The organism is Thioclava sp. IC9 (assembly GCF_002213225.1).
GTDB classification, from domain to species: Bacteria; Pseudomonadota; Alphaproteobacteria; order Rhodobacterales; family Rhodobacteraceae; genus Thioclava; species Thioclava nitratireducens.
The window spans coordinates 544,800-565,821 of the sequence record NZ_NBNX01000002.1; the positions used below are offsets into that span (position 1 = coordinate 544,800).

20 protein-coding genes are annotated in these 21,022 nt (G+C 64.2%); 7 read left to right on the forward strand and 13 right to left on the reverse strand.

All coding sequences use genetic code 11. The features are described from left to right. Position 1: 1 nt before the first annotated feature. The 4 genes from B6V76_RS08085 to B6V76_RS08100 all read right to left on the reverse strand — a co-directional run bounded on the left by B6V76_RS08085 (position 2) and on the right by B6V76_RS08100 (position 4,628). A complete protein-coding gene (locus B6V76_RS08085) occupies positions 2 to 1,324 on the reverse strand; it encodes a TRAP transporter small permease subunit (RefSeq protein WP_088719236.1) in 1,323 nt (440 codons plus the stop codon). A gap of 92 nt (positions 1,325 to 1,416) precedes the next feature. After that, complete coding sequence (gene dctP / locus B6V76_RS08090) at positions 1,417 to 2,514, reverse strand: TRAP transporter substrate-binding protein DctP (RefSeq protein WP_088727136.1); 1,098 nt, start codon at positions 2,512 to 2,514, stop codon at positions 1,417 to 1,419. A gap of 368 nt (positions 2,515 to 2,882) precedes the next feature. After that, positions 2,883 to 3,632 carry an alpha/beta fold hydrolase gene (locus tag B6V76_RS08095; protein WP_088727137.1) on the reverse strand — a complete coding sequence of 250 codons (750 nt, stop codon included), beginning with the start codon at positions 3,630 to 3,632 and terminating at the stop codon, positions 2,883 to 2,885. Between the two features lie 117 nt (positions 3,633 to 3,749). Continuing rightward, a complete protein-coding gene (locus B6V76_RS08100) occupies positions 3,750 to 4,628 on the reverse strand; it encodes a LysR substrate-binding domain-containing protein (protein WP_088722063.1) in 879 nt (292 codons plus the stop codon). Between the two features lie 131 nt (positions 4,629 to 4,759). Here B6V76_RS08100 and B6V76_RS08105 point away from each other — a divergent pair, with 131 nt between their 5' ends. From B6V76_RS08105 to B6V76_RS08115, 3 genes are read left to right on the forward strand one after another with little or no spacing between them, the layout of a single operon-like run. Further along, positions 4,760 to 5,287 carry a TRAP transporter small permease subunit gene (locus B6V76_RS08105; protein ID WP_141104897.1) on the forward strand — a complete coding sequence of 176 codons (528 nt, stop codon included), beginning with the start codon at positions 4,760 to 4,762 and terminating at the stop codon, positions 5,285 to 5,287. Beyond that, a complete protein-coding gene (locus B6V76_RS08110; protein ID WP_088724552.1) occupies positions 5,284 to 6,594 on the forward strand; it encodes a TRAP transporter large permease in 1,311 nt (436 codons plus the stop codon). The genes B6V76_RS08105 and B6V76_RS08110 overlap by 4 nt, the downstream gene beginning before the upstream one ends. 44 nt (positions 6,595 to 6,638) lie before the next feature. Beyond that, positions 6,639 to 7,763, forward strand: a complete 1,125-nt coding sequence (locus B6V76_RS08115) for a C4-dicarboxylate TRAP transporter substrate-binding protein (RefSeq protein ID WP_141104898.1) — start codon at positions 6,639 to 6,641, stop codon at positions 7,761 to 7,763. 103 nt (positions 7,764 to 7,866) lie between these two features. Here the strand turns inward: B6V76_RS08115 and B6V76_RS08120 are convergent, their stop codons facing one another. After that, positions 7,867 to 8,760, reverse strand: a complete 894-nt coding sequence (locus B6V76_RS08120) for a LysR family transcriptional regulator (RefSeq protein ID WP_088719241.1) — start codon at positions 8,758 to 8,760, stop codon at positions 7,867 to 7,869. A 93-nt stretch (positions 8,761 to 8,853) separates the two neighbouring features. Between B6V76_RS08120 and B6V76_RS08125 the strand changes: the two genes are divergently transcribed. Beyond that, positions 8,854 to 10,404 (forward strand): proton-conducting transporter membrane subunit, encoded by a 1,551-nt coding sequence (locus tag B6V76_RS08125; protein WP_088727139.1) that lies wholly within the window; start codon positions 8,854 to 8,856, stop codon positions 10,402 to 10,404. Positions 10,405 to 10,408: 4 nt separating this feature from the next. Further along, positions 10,409 to 12,775: a DUF2309 domain-containing protein gene (locus tag B6V76_RS08130; protein ID WP_088727140.1), complete on the forward strand. Its 2,367-nt coding sequence runs from the start codon at positions 10,409 to 10,411 to the stop codon at positions 12,773 to 12,775. 135 nt (positions 12,776 to 12,910) lie between these two features. Here the strand turns inward: B6V76_RS08130 and B6V76_RS08135 are convergent, their stop codons facing one another. The 3 genes from B6V76_RS08135 to hppD all read right to left on the reverse strand — a co-directional run bounded on the left by B6V76_RS08135 (position 12,911) and on the right by hppD (position 15,246). Then, on the reverse strand, positions 12,911 to 13,384 hold the full coding sequence (locus B6V76_RS08135; RefSeq protein ID WP_088719244.1) for an autoinducer binding domain-containing protein: 474 nt from the start codon (positions 13,382 to 13,384) through the stop codon (positions 12,911 to 12,913). Positions 13,385 to 13,571: 187 nt separating this feature from the next. Next, the gene (locus tag B6V76_RS08140; protein WP_141104899.1) at positions 13,572 to 13,775 is read right to left on the reverse strand and encodes a hypothetical protein; all 204 of its coding nucleotides are present in this window, start codon (positions 13,773 to 13,775) and stop codon (positions 13,572 to 13,574) included. A gap of 376 nt (positions 13,776 to 14,151) precedes the next feature. After that, positions 14,152 to 15,246: a 4-hydroxyphenylpyruvate dioxygenase gene (hppD, locus tag B6V76_RS08145; RefSeq protein WP_088727142.1), complete on the reverse strand. Its 1,095-nt coding sequence runs from the start codon at positions 15,244 to 15,246 to the stop codon at positions 14,152 to 14,154. A 133-nt stretch (positions 15,247 to 15,379) separates the two neighbouring features. Here hppD and B6V76_RS08150 point away from each other — a divergent pair, with 133 nt between their 5' ends. Both B6V76_RS08150 and B6V76_RS08155 read left to right on the forward strand, forming a co-directional pair. Beyond that, complete coding sequence (locus tag B6V76_RS08150) at positions 15,380 to 15,835, forward strand: Lrp/AsnC family transcriptional regulator (protein ID WP_075777564.1); 456 nt, start codon at positions 15,380 to 15,382, stop codon at positions 15,833 to 15,835. Positions 15,836 to 15,923: 88 nt separating this feature from the next. After that, a complete protein-coding gene (locus B6V76_RS08155; protein ID WP_075777563.1) occupies positions 15,924 to 16,376 on the forward strand; it encodes a MarR family transcriptional regulator in 453 nt (150 codons plus the stop codon). Here the strand turns inward: B6V76_RS08155 and B6V76_RS08160 are convergent. The 5 genes from B6V76_RS08160 to B6V76_RS08180 are packed head-to-tail and all read right to left on the reverse strand — an operon-like array spanning position 16,373 to position 21,007. Further along, complete coding sequence (locus B6V76_RS08160; protein WP_075777562.1) at positions 16,373 to 17,683, reverse strand: TRAP transporter large permease; 1,311 nt, start codon at positions 17,681 to 17,683, stop codon at positions 16,373 to 16,375. The two genes, B6V76_RS08155 and B6V76_RS08160, sit on opposite strands and share 4 nt — an antisense overlap. Further along, positions 17,680 to 18,126, reverse strand: a complete 447-nt coding sequence (locus B6V76_RS08165) for a TRAP transporter small permease (protein WP_088727143.1) — start codon at positions 18,124 to 18,126, stop codon at positions 17,680 to 17,682. Before B6V76_RS08165 ends, B6V76_RS08160 begins: the two co-directional genes overlap by 4 nt. Next, a complete protein-coding gene (locus B6V76_RS08170; RefSeq protein ID WP_075777560.1) occupies positions 18,123 to 19,163 on the reverse strand; it encodes a TRAP transporter substrate-binding protein in 1,041 nt (346 codons plus the stop codon). Before B6V76_RS08170 ends, B6V76_RS08165 begins: the two co-directional genes overlap by 4 nt. Before the next feature lie 54 nt (positions 19,164 to 19,217). After that, the gene (locus B6V76_RS08175; RefSeq protein WP_075777559.1) at positions 19,218 to 19,454 is read right to left on the reverse strand and encodes a DUF2783 domain-containing protein; all 237 of its coding nucleotides are present in this window, start codon (positions 19,452 to 19,454) and stop codon (positions 19,218 to 19,220) included. After that, on the reverse strand, positions 19,451 to 21,007 hold the full coding sequence (locus B6V76_RS08180; RefSeq protein WP_088727144.1) for an FAD-dependent oxidoreductase: 1,557 nt from the start codon (positions 21,005 to 21,007) through the stop codon (positions 19,451 to 19,453). The genes B6V76_RS08175 and B6V76_RS08180 overlap by 4 nt, the downstream gene beginning before the upstream one ends. Between the last annotated feature and the right edge of the window lie 15 nt (positions 21,008 to 21,022).

Sequence of the window (21,022 nt, forward strand, 5' to 3'; positions counted from 1 at the left end):
ATCAGCCCCTGCCCATCACGACCCGCAGATCCTGCGCGAATTTTGAAATGCCCTGCAGAACAAGCAGCAGAGCGCCGATCACCATGACCCATTTCATCGGCCACAGAGGCACCTCCCATTCGTTGAAGCTGATCTCGCCCCAGCGGACATTCGCATCGGTCCATTGTCCGAGATTCCAGTTCGCCAGCATCTCGCCGGTCGGAATTTCGCCGCGCGCCCATTGCGAGATGAGCCCGTTGCCCGTGGGCACGGCGATCGCATCCATCGCAAAGATCCACGACGTCACCAGAAGCGTGCCCGCGAAGATGAAGAAGAAGACCGAGGTCAGCAGATCGACCCACGCCTTGCGGGGTTTCGACAGCGGCGCGTAGAAGATGTCGACGCGCACATGGCTCTCGGTCAGCATCGCGTAGGCACCCGAGATCAGGTACTGCATCCCGAACATCAGATACATCGCCTCATGCGCCCAGTTCGTCGGGCTGTTGAAGACGTAGCGGCTGATGACCTCGAAGTAATAGACGAAGACCGCGATGATCGCCCAATAGCTGACGAACTCGCCCGCCTTGAGCGAAATCCGATCGATCCAGCCTGTCCAACCTTTCGAGACATGGCGGGAATCGTCTTTCATCTCCTCTTCCTCGAGCGCTTCGAGACGCCGCTCGACCTCGCTTTCCTCGTCATGCTCGGGCAGCGAGGCGTTGGCGCGCCGCACCAGCATCGGAAGCAGAAGCGCGTCGATGACGATCCCCGCAAGCAGCACCCAGAAAGCGTATTTCGAGATGCTGCGCCATTTTGCGAGCACGGCGGCGGCGGCGTCCCTCTTCGGGCGCGCCTCTGTGAGATCGGCCTGAGCCTGTTCGATCAGCGACTCGCCATCCGCGACCCGCTTCTCGGCGCGATCGACATTTCGCTGCGCCCGCTTCTGCGCAAAGCTGCCCTCTTCGGCGGCGGCCAGCTCCTCGCGCAGCTTCGGAAGATCGGCCTGCGCGGTGTCGACCCGCTCCTGCTCGCGGCTCAGAGAACGCTCGGCCATGCGCACCACGTTCGACATGTCCGAAACCGTGCCGCGCGCGTTATGGCCCTGTGCATTCGCGTAAAGAATGGCGATGAAGACCGGAATGAAGAGAAAGCCCAGCAGGCTTTTCACATAGAAGCGATGCAGTCCCAGCATCCCCCCGGTCACGAGAATGAAATAGCCCAAGGAGAGCGAATAGCGCCGCTCCGTCTTGCGTGGCCGGTTGGCCAGAGACGCCGCAATGATCGGAAACAGGATCAACCCTGCCCAATAGGCCCAATGCGGTAGAGTGAAGTCGATATTGGGCATTGCCCACCCCCTGTTGTCGGGACATGCCCGGCCATCAGTTGAACCGGGCCCGCGCCAGAGGGCGGGCCCGTCAGACTGTCTTCGAGATCAAATCAGAGCTTCAGTTCCAGCCCGTCGACCAGATCGGGCGTCACATAGCCGAGCGAGCCGGACATCATGTAATCGAGCTGCGTCTTGAAGATCCGCGCACTGTCCCTGTCGCGGTTCGCGTACTTGAACCAGATCGGGACGGCGACTTCGGTCATCAGCTCCACATCGTCCTGGCTGAGGCGCGTGACCTCGGTCCCGTCGGCCTCGAACTTTGCCCAGGCTTCCTGGTCGGCCTTCTGGATCGCCGCGTGATGCATGTCGGAATAGACGTGGGTTTCCATTTCGACGAACTGCTTCATCTGCGGGCTGAGCTTGTTCCACGCATCCATGCCCACGGTGATGTCCATGATGTCGACCGGCTGGTAGAGCGACATCATGCCGGGCGGGCCCATCGAGATATAGCTGGTCACCTGACTGAAGCCGAGCGCGTAGTTCACCGCAGGGCCTACATAGTCCGCCACGTCGATCGTGCCCTTCTCCAGCGCGGGGAAGATTTCCGAGCCCGGAAGCACGGTGGTCTCCGCCCCGATTTCGCCGAAGACATCGGCGACCATGCCGCCGGGAAGGCGCATCTTGCGACCGCGGAAGTCGTCGATCGACCGGATCGGCACCTTCGAGTGGATGATGTTCGGGCCATGGTGGACGGGGCCCACGAAATACATGCCTTGCGCCGCATAAAGCTCGCGCGCCATTTCCAGCCCGCCGAGGCCGTAATAGAACACGTCGAATTCGTGCGGATTGCGCAGGCCGAGCGGATAGGACGTCAGGAAGACGCCCGCCGGGATGATGCCCTGCACGTAGATTGTGAACGGGTTGACCGCGTCGAGCACGCCGTTCTTCACCGCGTCGTAAAGCTGGAAGTCGCCCACGACGTCATTGGCGCCGAAAGGCTGGAAGGCCAGCTCGCCGCCGGTCTTTTCCTGAATAGTGGCGCACCAGTCCTTGAAGGTCTGAAGGCCGACGCCGCCCGGCCACGAGGTCTGGATCTTCCAGGTCGTGCCGTTGGCTTGGGCCGAGGCGATATGCGGCGCGGCAAGGCTGGCAGCGCCCGCCGCCGCAAGAGTGCGCAACGCATGTCTGCGAGTGGTCAGATGTTTCATGGTTCCTCCCCGTTTTGGTTGCGACCCCGACGGACGCGGGGCCGAATGAGAGGGAGGTCGAAAACACGCGATGGCACTCCTCCAAGCACATCGCGACTTCGTGAGACGGCGTGATCGCCAAGCTTCCAGCTTCTCCTCAAAAGCGGAAACCCACTCTCCTCCCCCTGTATAGGCGAGGTTTGCACGGGTTTTGTTTTTTCGCAAGTATTCACGAATTTGCGTGCGTTCGTGATATGTCCCTAAAATTCCAACGGGGGCGGCTCAGGGCCGAGCTGCAGCCCTTGCCCATTGCAATACAGGCAACGCTGCGGCGACTTCAGGTCGATGGAGAAACACTCTCTGCCAAATACTTCCCTGCTGCGCGCGCTTTATCGCCTGTTCGCGAGGATGAATTCCCCGATCTTCTCGACCAGCAAATCGCGGTCGTGGTCGAGGGTCGCGACGTGGAACGAGTTCTCCAGCCAGACCAGTCCGACATCCGAAGATCCGACATCGCGCAGGATCCGCAGCCCATTCTCGGGGGCGACGACATGATCGATGCGGGACTGGAAGACCAGGATCGGCTGGCGCAACTCCGGCAGCATCGCGCCCGTGGCACAGGTCAGCACGAAGCGTTCGCGCATCGTGGTGGACGGAATCCGGTCGTAACAGATTTCGCGCCGGTCGGGATGGCGGATATCCGAGCCGATGCCGCGCTGGAACGGCTCGGGTCGATCGCCGAAGAGGCTCGCAACCTGATCGGGGCGATAGAGCCCGGTCGAGCCGTTGATCGTCACGACGCGATCGACCCGATCAGGAAAGCGGATCGCGAGGTTGAGGGCGATGGTCCCGCCGAGAGACAGCCCCGCCACAACGATCCGGTCGCACTCCTGCCGCAGCGCCGCGAGCGCCGCCTCCGCCGAGGCCAGCCAGTCCCGATATCCGGTCTGCGCCAGTTCCTCCGGTGTCGTGCCGTGACCGGCCAGCAGCGGCACGCGGACGCTCGCCCCGCTGCGCCGATGCAGGCCATGTGCGACATGAGCCACGCTTTGGGGCGTGCTCGTGAACCCGTGCAGCAACAGCACACCCGTGCGGGAGCCCTTGAGGTCAAAGGGCGCAGGGTCGGTATCGTAATCCATCGGGTCTCACACTGGCAGTCGGCATTTGCGGCGCCATAAGACGTCAGGTGTTCCGCGAGGTTCAAATAGGCTTGTGTGATCGGGTGATCGCGAAATTGGATCACCCCGGCCGCGGTGTCAGCCTAGGAAGATCGTACGGAAATCCTGCAGCAATTTCGTGTCGACCACCTTGCTCCAGGCCATCGCGATCGTCAGCTCCGGGCTCCAGCCCGGCACCGGGAGAATCTTCAGCGCGGCCGGCAGACTGTCGGCGGCGCTGATCGGGTAGAAGGTCAGGCCCCGCCCCTCCGCGACGCGCTGGAAGATCACCTGCACGTCCCACGCTTCGTCGACGACCACCGGATCGAGACCGCCCTGTGCGAAGGCCGTGTCGAGCAGGGCCCGGAATGAGCGCCAGTTCTCCCGCAGGCCCATCACGAAGGACCGCTCGCGCAGCGCCTCGAGCGACAGCGCCTCGACATCGCGCGGCACGACGACGCCGATCCGAGTGGACCAGATCGGCTCCTGCGCGACGGCCGGGTCTTGCACGCTGTCATGCGCCAGCAGGAAGCCGATATCGATCTCGCCCGATTTCAGGTTCCGCATCATCGTGTCCGTCGACATCACGTGCATCTCGACCTGACAGCCTGGATAGCTCTGGTGGAACCGATCCAGCCCGGCGGAAATCTGCGACGACGAGGCCAGTGCGGAATAGCCCACGATGATATGCCCGCGCGCGCCGAGCGCGTTCTGCCGCGAGGCGCGGATCGTGCGCTCGAACGTGGCAAGGGTCAGGCGCGCATCCTCCAGAAAGATCCGTCCTGCCTCGGTGATCTCGAACACGGTCGCGCTGCGCCGGAAGATCGCAAAACCAAGATCGGTCTCGGTGTCCTGAATCGTCTTGCTGATCGCCGGCTGCGCGATGTTGAGCGCCTCGGCGGCGGCGCGGAAACCACCCGCATCCGCGACCGCGATCGTGTAGCGCAAGTGGCGAATGCCGATGCGCGTTGGGCCCATGAGTATCTCTCCCTGCCGTCCTCCCCGGAGCGATAACGAACCGCGATCATCCGATCAAGCTTTGCTATTTGAATAGGTAGTCCCCGTCAGGAATGCTCTGGCCGGCGCACAAGATCGCGGGGAGGTGACCGGTGCAGAGAGGATTCATTGATCGAGCGTTTCGGCGACTGACTCACGGGCTGATGCTCGTAGGCGGGCTGGGCATCATCGTTATGATGGGCAACATCACGCTCGACGTGGTGCTGAAGGTATTCTGGAACGCCCCGATCCAGGGAACGGTCGAGATCTCGTCCTATTATTACATGGTCGCGATCGTCATGCTGCCGATGGCGCTGGTCGAATATGACGACGAGCAGATCAGCGTCGATCTGCTGTTCAACCATTTTCCCGACTGGCTCCAGCGGATCAGCCTGCTGATCACCTTCTTCGCGACCGCGGCGATCCTGTCGGTGATGACGTGGCGCACGGGTCTCGACGCGGTCCGCGCCTTCAAGGTCGGCGAAGTCGTGATGGGCAGCCGCGAGATCATCGTCTGGCCCGCCCGTTGCATGTTGCCGTTGGGTTTCGGGCTTGCGGCCGTGGCGGCACTCTTGCGCGCTGTGCTGCTTGTGCAAGGCAAACCCGTCACCAAACTGCATGATACGGAGTCCGCGGCATGAGCATGTTGACCATTGGGTGGATCGGCGTCGCGAGCCTGTTCGGACTTCTCGCGCTGCGGATGTCGATCGGCATCGCCTTGATGATCGTCTCCTTCATCGGCATCGCATCGATGCTGAACCTGACCGCCGCTTTCGGCATCGTGAGCGCCCTGCCCTTCAGCTTCATCGGGGATTGGTCGCTGACCGCGATCCCGATGTTCCTGCTGATGGGCTTCGTCGCCGCCAATACCGGGCTGACGAGTGGCGCCTTCGACCTGCTTAAGATGCTGCTGGCGCGGGTGCCGGGCGGTCTCGCCTCGGCCAGCGTCGGCGCCTGCGGACTGTTCGCGGCGGCGTCGGGCTCGAGCATCGCGACCACCGCCGCGATGTCGCGCATCGCCGTGCCCGAAATGCTGCGCGCGAAGTATCACCCGTCGCTCGCGACCGGCGTCGTGGCCGCTTCGGGCACGCTCGGCTCGCTGATCCCGCCGTCGATCCTGATGGTGCTCTACGGGATCTTCACCGAGCAGTCGATCGGCCAGCTGTTCATCGCGGGCGTCGTGCCGGGCCTGATATCCGCGCTGATCTACATGGGAATGATCACCGTGCGCTGCGCGGTGAACCCGAAACTCGCCCCGCGCACCGCCGAGCCGTTCGACATGCGCCGCTTCCTGAGCCTGCTGTGGTCGGTCTGGCCGTTCCCGGTCCTGATCATGGGCGTCCTTGGCGGCATATTCGGGGGCTTCTTCACACCGACCGAGGCGGGCGGAATGGGAGCGACTCTCGCCGTTCTGATCGCGCTGCTGCGCCGGAGCCTGACATGGGAGGCGATGCGCGCCGCGATCCGCCAGACCGTCGTCGCCACCTCCTCGATCTTCTTCCTGTCGATCGGGGCGATCATGTTCACCCGCTTCATGGGGCTGTCCGGCGTGCCGCGCTCGCTGACCAACGCGATGCTCGCCGTCTCCGACGACAAGGTGGTGATCATCCTGATGGTGGCGGGGCTGTTCGTGATCCTTGGCATGGTGATCGACTCGATCGGCCTGATGCTGCTGACTCTGCCGATCCTGCTGCCGGTGCTGGAAGCCGCCGACATCAACCTGATCTGGTTCGGCATCATCACGATCAAACTCCTGGAGATCGGCCTCGTGACGCCGCCCGTGGGGCTCAACCTCTATGTCCTGCACAGCGCGCTGTCGGGGAAGGTGAAGCTCGGCAACATCATCTCCGGCACGACCTGGTTCATCGCGATGGACCTGCTGACGCTCATCCTGCTGATCGCGTTTCCGGCGCTCAGCCTCTACCTGCCCGCGCTGATGGCCGGGTGACACGACAACTCACTTACCGTTCCAAAGGGAGGAAACCTGTGAACATGACGTCGACGATGAAAACCGCGGCGATCGCCTTCGCGATGATGACCACCGCGACCGTGGCGAGCGCGGCAGACTACAACGCCAACCATTTCTTCGCCGAGCGCCACTCGATGGTGCGCGGCCCCTACGTGGAATTCGCCAAGAAGGTCGCGGAAGAGACCGATGGCGAGATCAATTTCACCGTGTTCTCCGCAGGCTCGCTGCTGCCGCCGGCCTCCTCGCTGCAGGGCGTGCGCGACGGGATCGCGCAGGTCACCTATCACGCCGGGACCTACACCCCCTCCGAGCTGCCGATCGACAATCTCATCGGCAACATGGCTTTCTACAACACCGACCCGCTGGTCATGGCTTTCGCCTCGACCGAGTTCGGCCTGACGAACCCCGCCCAGCTGGCGGAGTGGAAAGCCAATGGTGTGGTCTATGGCGGGGGCTATTCGACCTCGCAGTACTTCATGCAGTGCAACACCCCGGTCCGCACGCTGGCCGATATCAAGGGCAAGCGCCTGCGCATGGCGGGCGGCGCGTGGTCGCGCTTCGCGGAATTCGTAGGCGCCGTACCGGTCTCGATGCCGTCGAGCGAGATGTATACCGGGCTTGACGCCGGCTCGCTCGATTGTGCGGTCGCGGCGGCGGATGCGCTCGACAGCTTCAGCCTGAAGGATGTCGTCACCGACATGAACACGCTCGCGATCGGCAACTACTACGCCGGGTTCGAATGGGGCTACAACGTCGCCTTCTGGCAGTCGATCTCGCCCGAGAACCGCCGCGTGCTGTTCAATGAGATGGCCTATTACCTCGCAGAGCACCGCATCGCCTTCGACAAGGATGTCGAGAAGGCCGTGAAGTCGGCGAAAGAGAACGGCATGGCCGTGGCCGAGCCGGATCAGGCCCTGAAAGATGCGCTGGCCGAATTCGTGGTCGCCGATGAAGCCACGCTGGTCGCCAATGCCAAGGATCGCGGCGTGAAGGATCCCGAAGCGATCCTCACCGAGTTCAAGGCGCTCGTCGACAAGTGGGACGGGCTGCTCGCCAAGGTGGACACGACCGATGTGGACGCGTTGGCCGCGCTTGCGCGCTCGGAGATCTACGACAAGCTCGACGAGACGACCTACGGCGTCTACTGAGACCGACTGGGCTCGAGACCAAAAGAAAAGGCGGCTTTCGAGCCGCCTTTTCGCGTTCTTGTCCAGCAAGGTCGCGCGCGCCATTGTCCCGCGTTTCCCTGGATCAACCGCGACCGGACGCCTCTGCCTCCCGCGCCTTCTCGATCAGGTCCGTGACCACCGGGTTCGGAAAGCGGCGCTGCAGCGTCACCGCGTAGAAATCCTCGCCGATATCGAGATCGAACGGTGCGGTCACCAGCAACCCGTCGCGAAGCTCGTCGGCCAGAACGACGGCGGGCGTGATCGCAAGCCCCGCATCCTCGCGGGCCAGAAGGCGGATCATCGCCATGTCGTCAACCTCCGCCGCCACTTGCGGACGCAGCCCGAGCCGGGTGATCAGGCTGTCGAAGCCGGTCCGGATCGAACTGTCGGTCGGCAGGATCACGGGTTCCTCGCTCAGCATCTCCTCGAGCGTGGCATGCCGCAGCCGGTGCGGCGTGCCGTGCAGCAAGACCTTCTGTTCGGCGACGCGATGCGCGACGAAGCTCGAGAACACGTCGCGCGCCGGCGGCTCCGTCGTCAGCACCACGTCAAGCGCCATCGCCTGCAGCGCCTCGAACAGAACGCCCCCGTTGCCCGAACGCAGCACGATCTCCACATCCGTGCGCCCGATGAGCGGCGCGAGAAATCCGATCTGGAAATTGCGCGAAAGCGTCGAGAGCGCGCCGATCCTCACCGCCTGACGTCCCGCCGAGGCCTGTCGCAACGTGGCCGCAAGCTCTTCGCCCGCCTCGAAAATCCGCTCCGAATAGTCGAGCGTGATATGCCCGACCTCGGTCAGCACCAACTGCCGCCCGCGCCGCTCGAACAATTGGTGACCGATCCGTGCCTCAAATGTGCGGATCTGCGTCGAGAGCGCCGATTGCGAAACGTTCAGACGCTCCGCCGTGCGCGTCAGGTTCCCGTCCTTCGCGACTTCGTGGAAATAGCGCAGATGATGGTAGTTCAACTCTGACATCGTTCTATCAAACAGAACGAAAACCCACAAACAATGAATTTTTCTTCACACTAAGTCGCCGCTACCTCTCCCGGGAACGAACTGGAGGTTGCCATGTCTTATCTCTTGCTGCTGCCCGCTGCGCTTTTGATCGCGGTCGGCACTGATTTGCTTCTGAGGCCTGCGGAGCGGGCCGGAGCGCGACTGCGTGGGCCGGAGCTGGCCTCACTTCTGGGGCTGCTCGCGACGGTGAGCGCGGCGGTGACGCTTGCGCTGTCGGGGCCGACGACGAGCCCGCTCATAGGCATGGCGGGCATCGGTCTCTCTGCGCGCATCGACATCGTCAGCATCTCGCTGGCACTGACCGTCGGCTTCGTCGGCTGGGTGGTGCTGCGCTTTTCGCGGGTCGCGCTCGATGGCGAAGCGCGGCAAAGCTGGTTCATGGGCTGGATGAGCCTGACACTCGCCTGTGTGCTTGCGCTCGTGGTGGCGGGCAACCTGTTCCAGCTGGTGATCGCATGGATCGCGGTCGGCACCGGTCTGCACCGGTTGCTGCTGTTCTATCCAGAGCGCCCCGGCGCGCAACGCGCCGCGCGGAAGAAATCGCTCAGCGGGTTGGTCGCGAGCGGTGCCCTGCTGGTCGCGGTGAGCCTTCTCGCCTATGGCTTCGGGACCACCGACATCGCGCGCATCCTCGAGGCCGCGCGCGACGGGCAAGGGCCGCAGACGCTTTGGGTCGTGGCGGGGCTTCTGGGCGTCGCTGCGGTGTTCAAATCGGCGCTGATCCCGACCCATGGCTGGCTGACCGAGGTGATGGAGGCCCCAACCCCGGTCTCGGCACTGATGCATGCGGGCGTGGTCAATGCAGGGGGCTTCCTGCTGATCCGCTTTGCCGACGTGATGCTCGCCGCGCCAGGCGTCCTCGCAGTGCTGGCGCTGGTCGGCGGGCTCAGCGCACTCATCGCGGCGGCAGTGGCGACGACGCAATCGGCGGTGAAGACCTCGCTTGCATGGTCCACCTGCGCACAGATGAGCTTCATGGTGCTGCAATGCGGACTGGCGCTGTTTCCGCTGGCGCTGCTGCATATCGTGGCGCATTCGCTTTACAAGGCGCATGCCTTCCTGTCCTCGGGCAGCGCGGTCGCCGCGGTGGCGCAGCAGCGCCGGCCCGGCCCGGTCGCGGTGCCGGGCGCCGGAGCGGTGCTGCGCGCCTTCCTTCTTTCGCTCGCAATCTACGGCGGGGCGCTCGCGCTCTCCGGGCTCTGGCACGAGCCGCCACAGGCGATCGCGTTGGGGGCGATCCTCGTCTTCGGCGTCGCCTACCTGATCGCTCAGGGGCTGGCGGAGGCCGCGCCGTGGCCGCTGTTCTGGCGCACGACGCTTATGTCTCTGGGCGCGACCCTTGGTTATTTCGCGCTGCATTGGGGGGCAAATGCGCTCTCGGCGGGCACCCTGCCGCCCCCGCCCCCGGCCGATCCGCTGATCTGGCTGGTGATGCTCCTGACGATCGCCGGCTTCGGCCTCGCGGCCTGGGCGCAGGCGACCTTCCCGCTCTGGGGCAGCCATCCGGCTGCGGCGGGGCTGCGGGTCCATCTCATGAACGGTCTCTATCTTAATGCGCTCACCGATCGGCTGATCGGGCAGACGCCCCTCAAGAAAGGTTAAGGCTATGAGTTTCCACAGCTATCAATTCCCCGGCGCGACCTTGCAACTCTTTGCCGCAGCCGAAAAGACGCTGGCTCAGATCCCGCCCGCCTTCGGGCTGGAGGCGACGGTGGCGGTGAACCCCTATCTCGGTCAGGCCGGAGAGAGCCGCCTTCAGGCCGCGACCCGGCTGGCGCGGGTGGCGGGCGCCCGGACGACCGCCCCGCGCGAGGCAATAGCCCAGTGGCTAGAGGCCGGGCGGCTCACGCAGCAGGACATTTCGGCCGCCGCGATCGAGGCCGGGCTCGACCCCGATCAGGTGCGAAAGGCGCTTCACGCTCCCTCGCCCGCGTATCGGCCCGATCCGACGCTGGCCGATCTGGCCGCGAAGGAGACCGGACAGGACTGGCCCGCGCTGATCGCGGACCGGGTCGGTCTCTGGGCCGGCGGGCATTTCGACAAGGGGCAAGCACTCTGGCCTGCGCCGGAGGGCGCGGCCTTCAAGGCGTGGCGGGCGTTCGCGCTGCGCGACCTGACGCCGGGTTTGCACGGGCTGCGCGGCTTCTGCGCCTTCGCGGCGAGCCTGCCCACGGATGCGCGCGCCGCCTTCGCGGAACTGACGGGACGGCTTGGTCTGAGCACCGAGGCCGCGCCACTCTACCTGCATCGGCTCGCGATGAGCCTTGGCGGCTGGGCGCAATATGCGCGCGGGCTTGGCTGGGCGGACGGGCTGAAGGGAGAGCGCAATGCGCTGGCGTTCGAGATGCTGGTGATCCGGCTCGCGTGGGAGGCGGCGCTGCTGGAGTGTTTCCGCGACCGGCTCTCCGTCCCTTGGACGCGGGCGCTGAAAGACCATGCCGCGCCGCTGAATCCGAGCCTCGATCTGCGCATCGATCTTGCACTGCAAGAGGCCGCGGACCGGGCCGAAGAACGGGCCTTGGCGGAAACGCTCGCAGCGGCGGACGAACGGACCGGCGCACAGGCACCCGAAATCCAGGCGGTCTTTTGCATCGACGTGCGGTCCGAACCCTTCAGGCGGGCCTTGGAAGCCGCCGATCCCGGCGTGCAGACGCGCGGCTTCGCGGGCTTCTTCGGTCTGCCGATCGCCCATCGCGGGCTGGCCTCGGACCAGCGCGACGCGCGGGCGCCAGTGCTGCTGGAAACAGGGGTCGAGTCGCAAGTCGCGGTGAGCGACAAGGCCGATCAGGCCGCGCGGATCGCCCGGCGCGCCACCCGCGCTTGGGGCCGGTTCAAGCTGGCCGCGGTGTCGTCCTTCGCCTTCGTGGAAGCGGCCGGGCCGCTGTATCTGGGCAAGCTTTTCGGGTCGGCGATGGCGCAGGAAACGGCACCGATCCCCGAGCCCGTGCCCGCGCTTGACCTGCCCTCCGATGAGCGGATCGCGCTGGCGGGACGGGTGCTGCAGGCGATGTCGCTCACCTCCGATTTCGCGCCGCTGGTCCTGATCGCGGGTCACGGCGCGCATGTCACCAACGCACCGCATGCGAGCGCGCTGCAATGCGGGGCCTGTGGCGGCCATGCGGGCGATGTGAACGCGCGGTTGCTCGCGGAACTGCTCAACGATCCGGTGGTGCGCAAGGGACTGTCCCGGAACGGCATCGCGATCCCGCCGGAGACGCGGTTCCTTGCCGGGCTGCACGATACCGTCAGCGACGAGCTACGGCTGTTCGAGGACGGGACGGCTGCGGTGCCACGGGCGCATCTGGCGCAGTTGCAAACAGCGCTCGCGAAGGCGGTCCAGATCGCCCGGACGGCGCGGGCGCAGGCCCTCCCCCGCGCCGGGTCGGAGGCCGATCTGCCCCGGCGGGGCAAGGACTGGTCCGAGTTGCGGCCCGAATGGGGGCTGGCCGGGTGCCGCGCCTTCATCGTGGCCCCCAGGGCGCGGAGCAGGGGCTGCGATCTGGGTGGGCGAGCCTTCCTGCACGATTACGACTGGCGGCAGGATGCGGGCTTTTCCACGCTCGAGCTGATCCTGACCGCCCCTGCCGTCGTCACCAGCTGGATCGCGCTGCAATATAACGGCTCCGCCACCGCGCCCGAGGTATTCGGGGCGGGCAACAAGCTGTTGCACAACGTGGTCGGCGGCATCGGTGTGTTCGAGGGCAATGGCGGCGATCTGCGGGTCGGGTTGCCGATGCAATCGATGCATGACGGCGAGCGGCTGCGGCATGATCCGCTGCGGCTCTCGGTGGTCGTCGCGGCACCGACCGAGGCGATCACCGACGTGCTGGAGCGGCATCCGCAGCTCAAGGCGCTGTTCGACAATGGCTGGTTGTCGCTGCAGGCGATGGACGATGCGGGCCGGATCACGGCGCGCTATGAAAACGGTTCGTGGGTGGAGCGGGACCAATCGCCCCAGATCCGCGCCGCCTGACGGTAAACGCCGCTCGCAACATCGGGGGCTGCCCACGCCGCAACTGCTGGGGCGCGGGCAGCCCAGAAGACTCTGCGGCTCTGCTAGATTGGCATTGGTGTTGGGGTCTCTGGGGTCTGGCCCAAGAACTCCGGCTTAGGGCAGCACCGGGATCTGGCGAAGCTCCTCGAGCTCCTTCTCGGACATGTCCAACGCATCGCGGGTGACGTCGTGAAGCTCCTGCATTAGCGATTGAGCCTGCTCGATCTCCTCCTGCGTGATCGGACGAGAAGGATGGGCAAAGAAGCCAATGGAACGGTCCAGTTCCCCAAGTGCAATGACCTTCCCGTAACGCAATCCAAAACGCGAAGCGGCGCCGAACACGTCACTCTCATCGCCGTCGGAGAGGTCCGCCCAATCGCAAATACCCTGATTGGAAATCGCCCATCGGACGGTCGGGTCCACGAAAACGAGCTGTTTTTCGGTGTAGTAATCCACCCATTCTTTCGGGTAGGTCACATAGCTCAGGGTCGGATTGGCAAAGCGAATGTGCAAACCCAAGGCGAATTTCCAATCGGTGATCCGATTAAGGCGCTGCAAGCGGTCTTCGATTACACGCAGCTGATCCAATCTTCGCCTCCTGACAAGTTCAGTTTATTTTGCGCCGATCCCGATGGCGTATTCTGAGCCGTTTTGCCGAAGCTTACGATTTGTGGATTCGGAATGAAAGAGCGGACGCCGACAAGGCCCAACTGATCTGCCTCGGCGCACTCTTTCAGGTTTTTCTCAGCGGATTTTTCTCTGTCCGCTCAGCCAATCAAAGCAGAAACTTCGCCCTGGCTTCCCGCAGCGCGCGGGCCATTTCGAGATACCCGGCATTGCTGTTATTTCGATGCTTCAACTCATAATGGTCCGCCCAGCGCTCAATCTGCGACCGCGGCACCTTGTCCGACCACGCGCCTTTGCGCAGTCGGATCGCCCCGTCATCCAAGTATTCGATTTCGATAGAAGGCTCCGTCATGAAAATCTCCGCCTGTTTGTAATTGGGGCCGGAGGGCTTGCGATCCGGCCCCGGGCGCACAGGAAAGTCTTTTTAAAAAATAAATTCTCTCGAATACCTATTTGCTATCAAAGGAAGACGGCAGCATTCACCTGAGGAATTCCAGACTTTCAGCTTCGATAACGGAGAGTTGATCGGACTTTCTGCATGGTGCCGCCGGTCTCCGGGCCCAAACAACTTTACCGGCTCGGACCGATCGTCGAGCTCGCCAGGCTCTGCTCGGCGTGGTGCGCGCTTTTGGATTTCGCTGAGCGGCAAGGGTCCGCCCGCAGCGCCGCCGAAATGCAATCGCGGCAGGCTCCAGCCTGCCCCGTCGCAACTTGGATTTGTGGCGCGATCACTCGGCGACGAGTTCGCCGCTTTCGATCTGCTCGCGCTCGATCGACTCGAAGAGCGCCTTGAAGTTGCCTTCGCCGAACCCATCGTCGCCCTTGCGCTGGATGAATTCGAAGAAAATCGGCCCGATTACCGTCTTCGAGAATATCTGCAACAGAATCTTGGTCTCGCCGCCGCCGAGGACGCCCTCGCCGTCGATCAGGATGCCGTGCTTCTTCATCCGATCGACCGGCTCCTCATGCCCGGTCACGCGGTCATGGCTGAGCTCGTAATAGGTTTCGGGAGGGGCAGGCATGAAGCGGATCCCGCGATCGGCGATCGCGTCGGTCGCCTCGTAGATGTCGCGCGCGCCCACGGCGATGTGCTGGATGCCCTCGCCCTTGTATTTCTTGAGATAGGAGACGATCTGGCCGGTTTCGCCGCGATCCTCGTTGATCGGGATGCGGATGCGCCCGCAGGGCGAGGTCAGCGCCCGGGAATAGAGGCCGGTATATTTTCCCTCGATGTCGAAGAACCGGATCTCGCGGAAATTGAAGAGATCGCCGTAGAAGTTGAACCACTTGTCCATGTTGCCCTTGAAGACATTGTGGGTCAGGTGGTCGAGATAATAGAAGCCCACGCCCTTCGGCTTCGACGTCTTCAGCCAGTCGAATTCCTCGTTATAGGGCGAGGTGTCGTAATATTGGTCGGTGAAATAGATCAGACTGCCGCCGATCCCCTTGATCGCGGGCCAGTCGACGGTCTTGTCCGTGCCCTCGTAGGGCTCCGCACCGTTCTTCACCGCGTGATCGAAGGCGTGCTGCGCATCGACGACGCGCCATGCCATCGAGGGGGCGCAGGGCCCGTGCTCTTCCACGAAACGGGCCGCGAAGCTGTCGGGGTCAGCGTTGATGACATAGGTGATGTCGCCCTGCTGCCAAAGCTCGACCGGCTTCGATTTGTGGTTCGCTACATGCTCATAGCCCATCTTCGCGAAGAGGTCGCGCAGTTCCTGCGGATCGGGATGTGCGAATTCGACGAATTCGAACCCGTCCGTGCCAGCGGGATTCTCCTCGGTGATGGTGGATTGCGGGGCGTCGTGGGGGAACGGTCCCATGGGTTTCTCCTCCTGTTTGCGCTAAGAAGAGAGTAGCCTGGGACGAATGCTCGTTCCGCGCGAAGTAGCGCATAGGGGCGCCAATTTTTGCGCAAATATTGCATCCAGGTGGAATTCGGCGCTAAATCTCCGCATGATCGACCATATCGACAAACGCCTGCTCGCGGAACTGCAGCAGAATGCCCAGCTAACCTCGCAGGACTTGAGCGAGCGGCTGAACCTGTCGCCAAGCCAAGTGGGGCGCAGGCGGCAGCGGCTCGAGGCCGAGGGGCTGATCCGCGGCTACGGCGCGCGGCTCGATGCGGCGCGGCTTGGGCTTGCCGTGCAAGCCTTCGTGCAGGTGCAGATGCAGCGACACGGGGCGGAACCGGCGCAGCAATTCTCGCGCCTCGTCTCCTTGCAGCCCGAGATCACCTCCGCTTGGACCCTGACGGGGGAGGCGGATTATCTGCTGCGCGTCTACTGCGCGGATCTGGCAGCACTGCATCGGCTGATCCACGACGTGCTGCTTGCCCATCCCACCGTCGCCCGGGTGCAGAGCCAGATCGTCATGCACCAGTTCAAGCAGGACGCGCCGCTGCCGATCTGAGCGCAGAGCGCGCCGGGAGCGGTCTCATGAAAGTCATTTCATTGCACATGAAACACTGCCATCCTGCCCCGAGGAGGATTTGCACCGCATGAAGCTCGAGGAATTCTTTCCCTATCGTCTCGCGATCGCCGCCGAGGCCTTCTCGCGCAATCTCCAGGATGTCTATGCGCGCGAATACGGGCTTACGCGAGAGGAATGGAGGCTGATGTCGATCCTCGACGGGGTCGGCCGGATTTCATCGCTCGACATCGCGCGCCGCACCACGCTCGACAAGGTTCAGGTAAGCCGGGCAGCGGCGCGTCTCGAAGCGCGCGGGCTGATCCGGCGCTTCGTGCCCGACAGCGATCGGCGGCTGCGTGAGTATGAATGCACCGAGGCGGGCCGTGCGCTTTATGGCGAGGCCCGGCCCAAGGTGAACGCCCGTGCCCAGACGATGCTCTCCGCCCTGCCCGAGGAAGCGCGCGCCGGGCTCGAAGCCGGGGTGAATGCGCTGATCGACACGCTCGAGCTCGATATCCGCACCGAGCCCGAGCGGGACTAGCCGACCAGCCAGAGAGAGATCACCGGGAAGGCCACGATCAGCGAGATCCGCACGATATCTGCCACCCAGAACCACAGGATGCCGCGGAACATCGTGCCCAGCGTCACGTCCGGCAGAACCGAGCGCAGCACGAAGACATTCATGCCCACAGGCGGCGTGATCAGCGAGATCTCCGTCGCGACCACGACGATCACGGCGAACCAGATCAACGCATTGTCGGGATTGGCCAAAAGCCCTGAACCGAAATCGAGCTGGTAGATCACCGGGTAGAAGATCGGCACCGTCAGCAGGATCATCGACAGGCTCTCGAGCACCATGCCCAGCAGCATGTAGATCAGTACGATGATGATGATCACCTCGTAGCCGCCCAGCCCGAGATTGTAGACCAGTTCGGCCAGCGCGTCGGGCAGACCCGCGAAGGTGACGAAATTGCCGAAGATCTCGGCTCCGATGACAATCGCGAAGATCATCGCGGAGGCGATTGCCGCATCGGTGAGCGCCCGCCAGAGCGCGCCGAGCCTCAGACCGCCGACCGCAGCCGCGATCAAGACGGCCGCAGCCGCGCCCATGCCGGCGGCCTCGATCGGAGTGAAGAACCCGCCATAGATGCCCACCATGATGAAGACAAACAGCCCGAGCGTCGCGAGCACGCCGACGATGTCCTGCCGTTTCATGGCAAGGGGCTCGCGCACTTCCGGGGCGAGTTTCGGGTTCAGCCGCACTGCGACCATGACCGACACGAGATACAGACCTATACCGAGCACCCCGGGAACGATCCCCGCGATGAACAGCTTGCCGATGTCGCTCTCGGTCAGAAGACCGAAGATGATCATGATGACCGAGGGCGGGATCAGAATGCCCAGCGTGCCGCCCGCGGCGATGGCGCCGGTGGCGAGCGAGTCGTGATAGCCGAAGCGGCGCATCGAGGGCATCGCGACCTTCGACATCGTGGCCGCGGTCGCGAGCGACGAACCGCAGACCGCGGAGAAGCCGCCGCAGCTGAGGATCGTGGCCATCGCGAGCCCGCCACGCATCCGCCCGAAGACCCGGTCGGCGCCCGTGAAGAGACCGCTGGCGATCCCCGATCCGGCCAGCACATTGCCCATGAAGATGAAGAGCGGCACGACCGAAAGCGAATAGTTCATCCCGGTCTCGAAGACGGCGCTGCCGACCATCGAGCCGGCCGCCTCGGCGCCGCGCATCCATGCGAACCCGGCCCCGCCGACAAGCGCCATCGCGAAGGCGATCGGCACGCGCAGGAAGACCAGCGCCAGAAGTATGGCGAATGCCACGAGAGATATCGTCATTCCGGCCTCCGAAGCACCGCGACAAGGGCGGAGACGGCGAAGCTGAGTACGCCGATCACACCGAAATACCAGAGTTTGATCCCGAGACCCGAGGTCGCGAGCTGCGTGTGGAACTGATCCTGTGTCAGGATCACCAGCCGCCATGCGAAATAGAGCATGACGAGCGCCGCGATCACGCTCCCGATCCGCCCGAGCATACGCCGCAGCACCGGCGGCAGGATCGGCATCAGCAGGTCGACCTCGACATGGCCTCCCTTGCCCGTGGTGAGAGGCATCGCGACGAAGACGAGCGCGCCGAGAAGCACCTGGGTGATCTCGTAGGCGCCGGTCAGCGGGTTGTTGAACAGATACCTGCCGACCACGTCGAAACAGGTGACGAGGATCAACCCCGTCACCAGGCCCGCGGCGATTGCCTCGAGAACGAAGCGGCCGCGTGCGATCATACGTCCACGCCCGTCATCTTGCGGAACTCGGCAAGCGCGGCGCGACCGTCATAGTCGCCACCCAGGCTGTCGGCCCACTGCCCTTCGAGCACGCTGGCCTCTTGCTTGATCGCGTCGAGCACGCCCTGCGGCGCGGTCTCGGCGACCATGCCACCCTCTTTCGCTGCCTTCTTGCCGCGCTCGTCCGCGCCGTTCCACGCTTTGCCGACGCGGGTTGCGAAGGCGAGCCCGGAGAGCTTGTTGATCGCCTCCTGATCGGCCGGGGAAATCGCGTCCCACTTGCCGGAATTCATCACCAGGAACCAGGTGGTGTTGTAGATGCCGCCCGGGATCGTGGTGGTGTATTTCAGGTAGTCCGCGAGGTTGAACGAGGCGATCGCGTCATAGGGGAAGGTCACGCCATCGACGACGCCGCGCGAGAGCTTTTCATAGACTTCGCCCGAGGGGGTGAAGATCGTCTCGACGCCGAAATGGCTCATCAGATCGGCGATGTAGCCGCCGGGCACACGCATCTTCAGACCCTGCAGGTCTTCGATCTTGTTGATCGGACGCTTGTTGTTGTGGACCATCCCGGGGCCATGGTTGAACAGGCCCAGCAGATGGGTGCCGGCATGTTCCTTCTCGGCGCCGAGCTTCTCGGTATAGACGGTCCAGAAGGCTTCCGACATCGACACGGCATCATTGCCGAGGAAGCTGAACTGGCCAACGCGCGAATTCTTGAAGCGGTCATCCTGCGTGAAGCTGTGCAGACCGTAGGTGATGTCGGCCACGCCATCGCGCGCCATGTCGAAATGCGCGGGCGGCGAGCCCAGCGGCTTGGCGAGCACGCGGATGCGCACGCGGCCCTCGGTCGCTTTCTCGATGTCCTTCGCCCAGGGCTTGATCGCGTCCACCACGATCGGGTGGCGCGGCGGCAACCAGCTCGACAGGACGAGGTCCACGCCCTCGGCCCGTGCCGGGATCGCAGGCATCGCAAGGGTCGCCCCCACTGCGGCGGCGGAGCCCAGGAAAGCACGTTTCGTCAGTTTATGCGTCATTGTTTCCTCCCAAGAATGACGACGAACGCGGAGCTCCCGCGTTCGGTAAAGGCATCAGCTATCGGCGCGCATCTGCCCGGTTTTCGGGCTGGCATCGGGACGCCCGGCACGCGCGGCGAGCTCGAACGCCTCCTCGAGCACGCGGCGGTCGCCGATATGGTTCATCAGGATCAGGATCAGCCGCGCGTTGAACGCAGCGCTTTCCGCCTCGTTCAGCCCCTCATGGGCAGCGATAAGCCGCTCGTAGAGCGCGTCGTGATCGGCAAGGTTCAGGTCGGTGATCAGGCTCATGCGCTGCCCTCCTCGATTGCAGCCAGTTGCGCGGCGATCTGCTCGGCCCCCGCTTTTTGCCAACGCGCCGCGACGACCTGATCGGGCCGGATCAGGTAGAGCGCCGAGGGCGCATCGCCGAGATAGCGGGCGCGCAGCTCCGGCGTCGGATCGAGCGTCATTCTGCGCAGCCCCGCGACCTCGGGCGCCTCGGCACCGAGGCCCAGAAGCGTGAAGCCGCCCGCAAGCCGATCGAGCAGCCATTCGTTGCCAAGCGGAGCATCGGGGGCGACCGCGCCGGGACGGGTGCCACTCGGCAAGGCCGCATCATCGGGCGCTTGGTCCAGCGGGTAGCGGCACGGCAGGCTCAAGCGTCCCGAGTTCACCATCGGGCGGGCGAAATCCGCATGCTCAGACAGCGCCAGAACCGCATCGCGGAACCACCGCTCCGCCCCCGGGCGCGGCGACATGAACCGCGTGGTGCGGCTGGAATTGGCAATGTTCTCGTCAGAGCCGAAGGTCCGCTCGGCGTCGTAGCGGGCGAGCAGCGCGGGCGTGCTCTCTCCCTTCACGACCCGCGCCAGACGCCAGCCCAGCGCGTCGACATCCTGCAGCCCGCCATTGCCGCCACGCGCGCCGAAGGGCGAGACGACATGCGCGCTATCGCCCACGAAGATCACCCGGTCATGGAAGAAGTTCTTCAGCCGACGGCACTGGAACGTGTAGATCGAGGTCCAGTCGAGCTTGAAATTCGAATGGCCCACCGCCTTCTCGATCCGCGGGATGATGCGCTCGGGCTTGCGCTCTTCCTCCGGATCGGTGTCCCAGCCCAGTTGCAGATCGATGCGGTAGATATTGTCAGGCTGTTTGTGCAGCAGTGCCGACTGGCCCTCGTGGAAATCCGGCTCGAACCAGAACCAGCGCTCCGACGGGAAATCGGCCTGCATCTCGATATCGGCGATCAGGAAGCGTTCCTCGAACAGAACGCCCTCGAATTCGAGCCCCATCATCTGCCGGATCGGCGAGCGCGCCCCGTCGCAGGCCAGCAGATACTCACCTTCGAGCGTATATTCCCCATCCGGCGTCTCGATCGAGACCGTCGCGTGATCCGCCGCCTGCTCGAGCGAGGTGACCTTGTTCTTGAAGCGCAGGTCGACAAGCGGGTTCGCCTGAGCAGCGGCGACGAGATACTCCTCGACGTAATATTGCTGCAGATTCACGAAGGCGGGCATCTTGTGGCCGTCCTCGGGCAGCAGGTCGAAGTTGAACACTTCGCGCGCGCCATGATGGGTGCGTCCGACCTTCCAGGTCACACCCTTCTGCACGCAGGCATCGCCCACGCCCAGCCGGTCGAGTATCTCGAGCGAGCGTTTCGACCAGCAGATCGCGCGGCTGCCCACCGACACCACGTTGTTGTCGTCGAGCACGACCGACGCCACGCCGTAATTCGCAAGCTCCAGCGCGGCGGCGAGACCGATCGGCCCGGCCCCAACGACGATGACCTTGTGACGCGGCTCCGGGGCGCTCAGCCCCTTCGGCGCAACATAGTCGAACGGCTTGTAATCATATGGCATCGGTTCCTCCTCCCC

Excerpts from the sequence above, each read along its gene's own strand:
- B6V76_RS08130 (WP_088727140.1), top strand. The coding sequence starts at position 10,409 with ATGAGTTTCCACAGCTATCAATTCCCCGGCGCGACCTTGCAACTCTTT.
- B6V76_RS08180 (WP_088727144.1), bottom strand. The coding sequence starts at position 21,007 with ATGCCATATGATTACAAGCCGTTCGACTATGTTGCGCCGAAGGGGCTG.
- B6V76_RS08140 (WP_141104899.1), bottom strand. The coding sequence starts at position 13,775 with ATGACGGAGCCTTCTATCGAAATCGAATACTTGGATGACGGGGCGATC.
- hppD (WP_088727142.1), bottom strand. The coding sequence starts at position 15,246 with ATGGGACCGTTCCCCCACGACGCCCCGCAATCCACCATCACCGAGGAG.
- B6V76_RS08100 (WP_088722063.1), bottom strand. The coding sequence starts at position 4,628 with ATGGGCCCAACGCGCATCGGCATTCGCCACTTGCGCTACACGATCGCG.
- B6V76_RS08110 (WP_088724552.1), top strand. The coding sequence starts at position 5,284 with ATGAGCATGTTGACCATTGGGTGGATCGGCGTCGCGAGCCTGTTCGGA.
- B6V76_RS08085 (WP_088719236.1), bottom strand. The coding sequence starts at position 1,324 with ATGCCCAATATCGACTTCACTCTACCGCATTGGGCCTATTGGGCAGGG.
- B6V76_RS08120 (WP_088719241.1), bottom strand. The coding sequence starts at position 8,760 with ATGTCAGAGTTGAACTACCATCATCTGCGCTATTTCCACGAAGTCGCG.
- B6V76_RS08150 (WP_075777564.1), top strand. The coding sequence starts at position 15,380 with ATGATCGACCATATCGACAAACGCCTGCTCGCGGAACTGCAGCAGAAT.
- B6V76_RS08125 (WP_088727139.1), top strand. The coding sequence starts at position 8,854 with ATGTCTTATCTCTTGCTGCTGCCCGCTGCGCTTTTGATCGCGGTCGGC.
- B6V76_RS08160 (WP_075777562.1), bottom strand. The coding sequence starts at position 17,683 with ATGACGATATCTCTCGTGGCATTCGCCATACTTCTGGCGCTGGTCTTC.
- dctP (WP_088727136.1), bottom strand. The coding sequence starts at position 2,514 with ATGAAACATCTGACCACTCGCAGACATGCGTTGCGCACTCTTGCGGCG.
- B6V76_RS08175 (WP_075777559.1), bottom strand. The coding sequence starts at position 19,454 with ATGAGCCTGATCACCGACCTGAACCTTGCCGATCACGACGCGCTCTAC.
- B6V76_RS08155 (WP_075777563.1), top strand. The coding sequence starts at position 15,924 with ATGAAGCTCGAGGAATTCTTTCCCTATCGTCTCGCGATCGCCGCCGAG.
- B6V76_RS08165 (WP_088727143.1), bottom strand. The coding sequence starts at position 18,126 with ATGATCGCACGCGGCCGCTTCGTTCTCGAGGCAATCGCCGCGGGCCTG.
- B6V76_RS08115 (WP_141104898.1), top strand. The coding sequence starts at position 6,639 with ATGACGTCGACGATGAAAACCGCGGCGATCGCCTTCGCGATGATGACC.
- B6V76_RS08095 (WP_088727137.1), bottom strand. The coding sequence starts at position 3,632 with ATGGATTACGATACCGACCCTGCGCCCTTTGACCTCAAGGGCTCCCGC.
- B6V76_RS08170 (WP_075777560.1), bottom strand. The coding sequence starts at position 19,163 with ATGACGCATAAACTGACGAAACGTGCTTTCCTGGGCTCCGCCGCCGCA.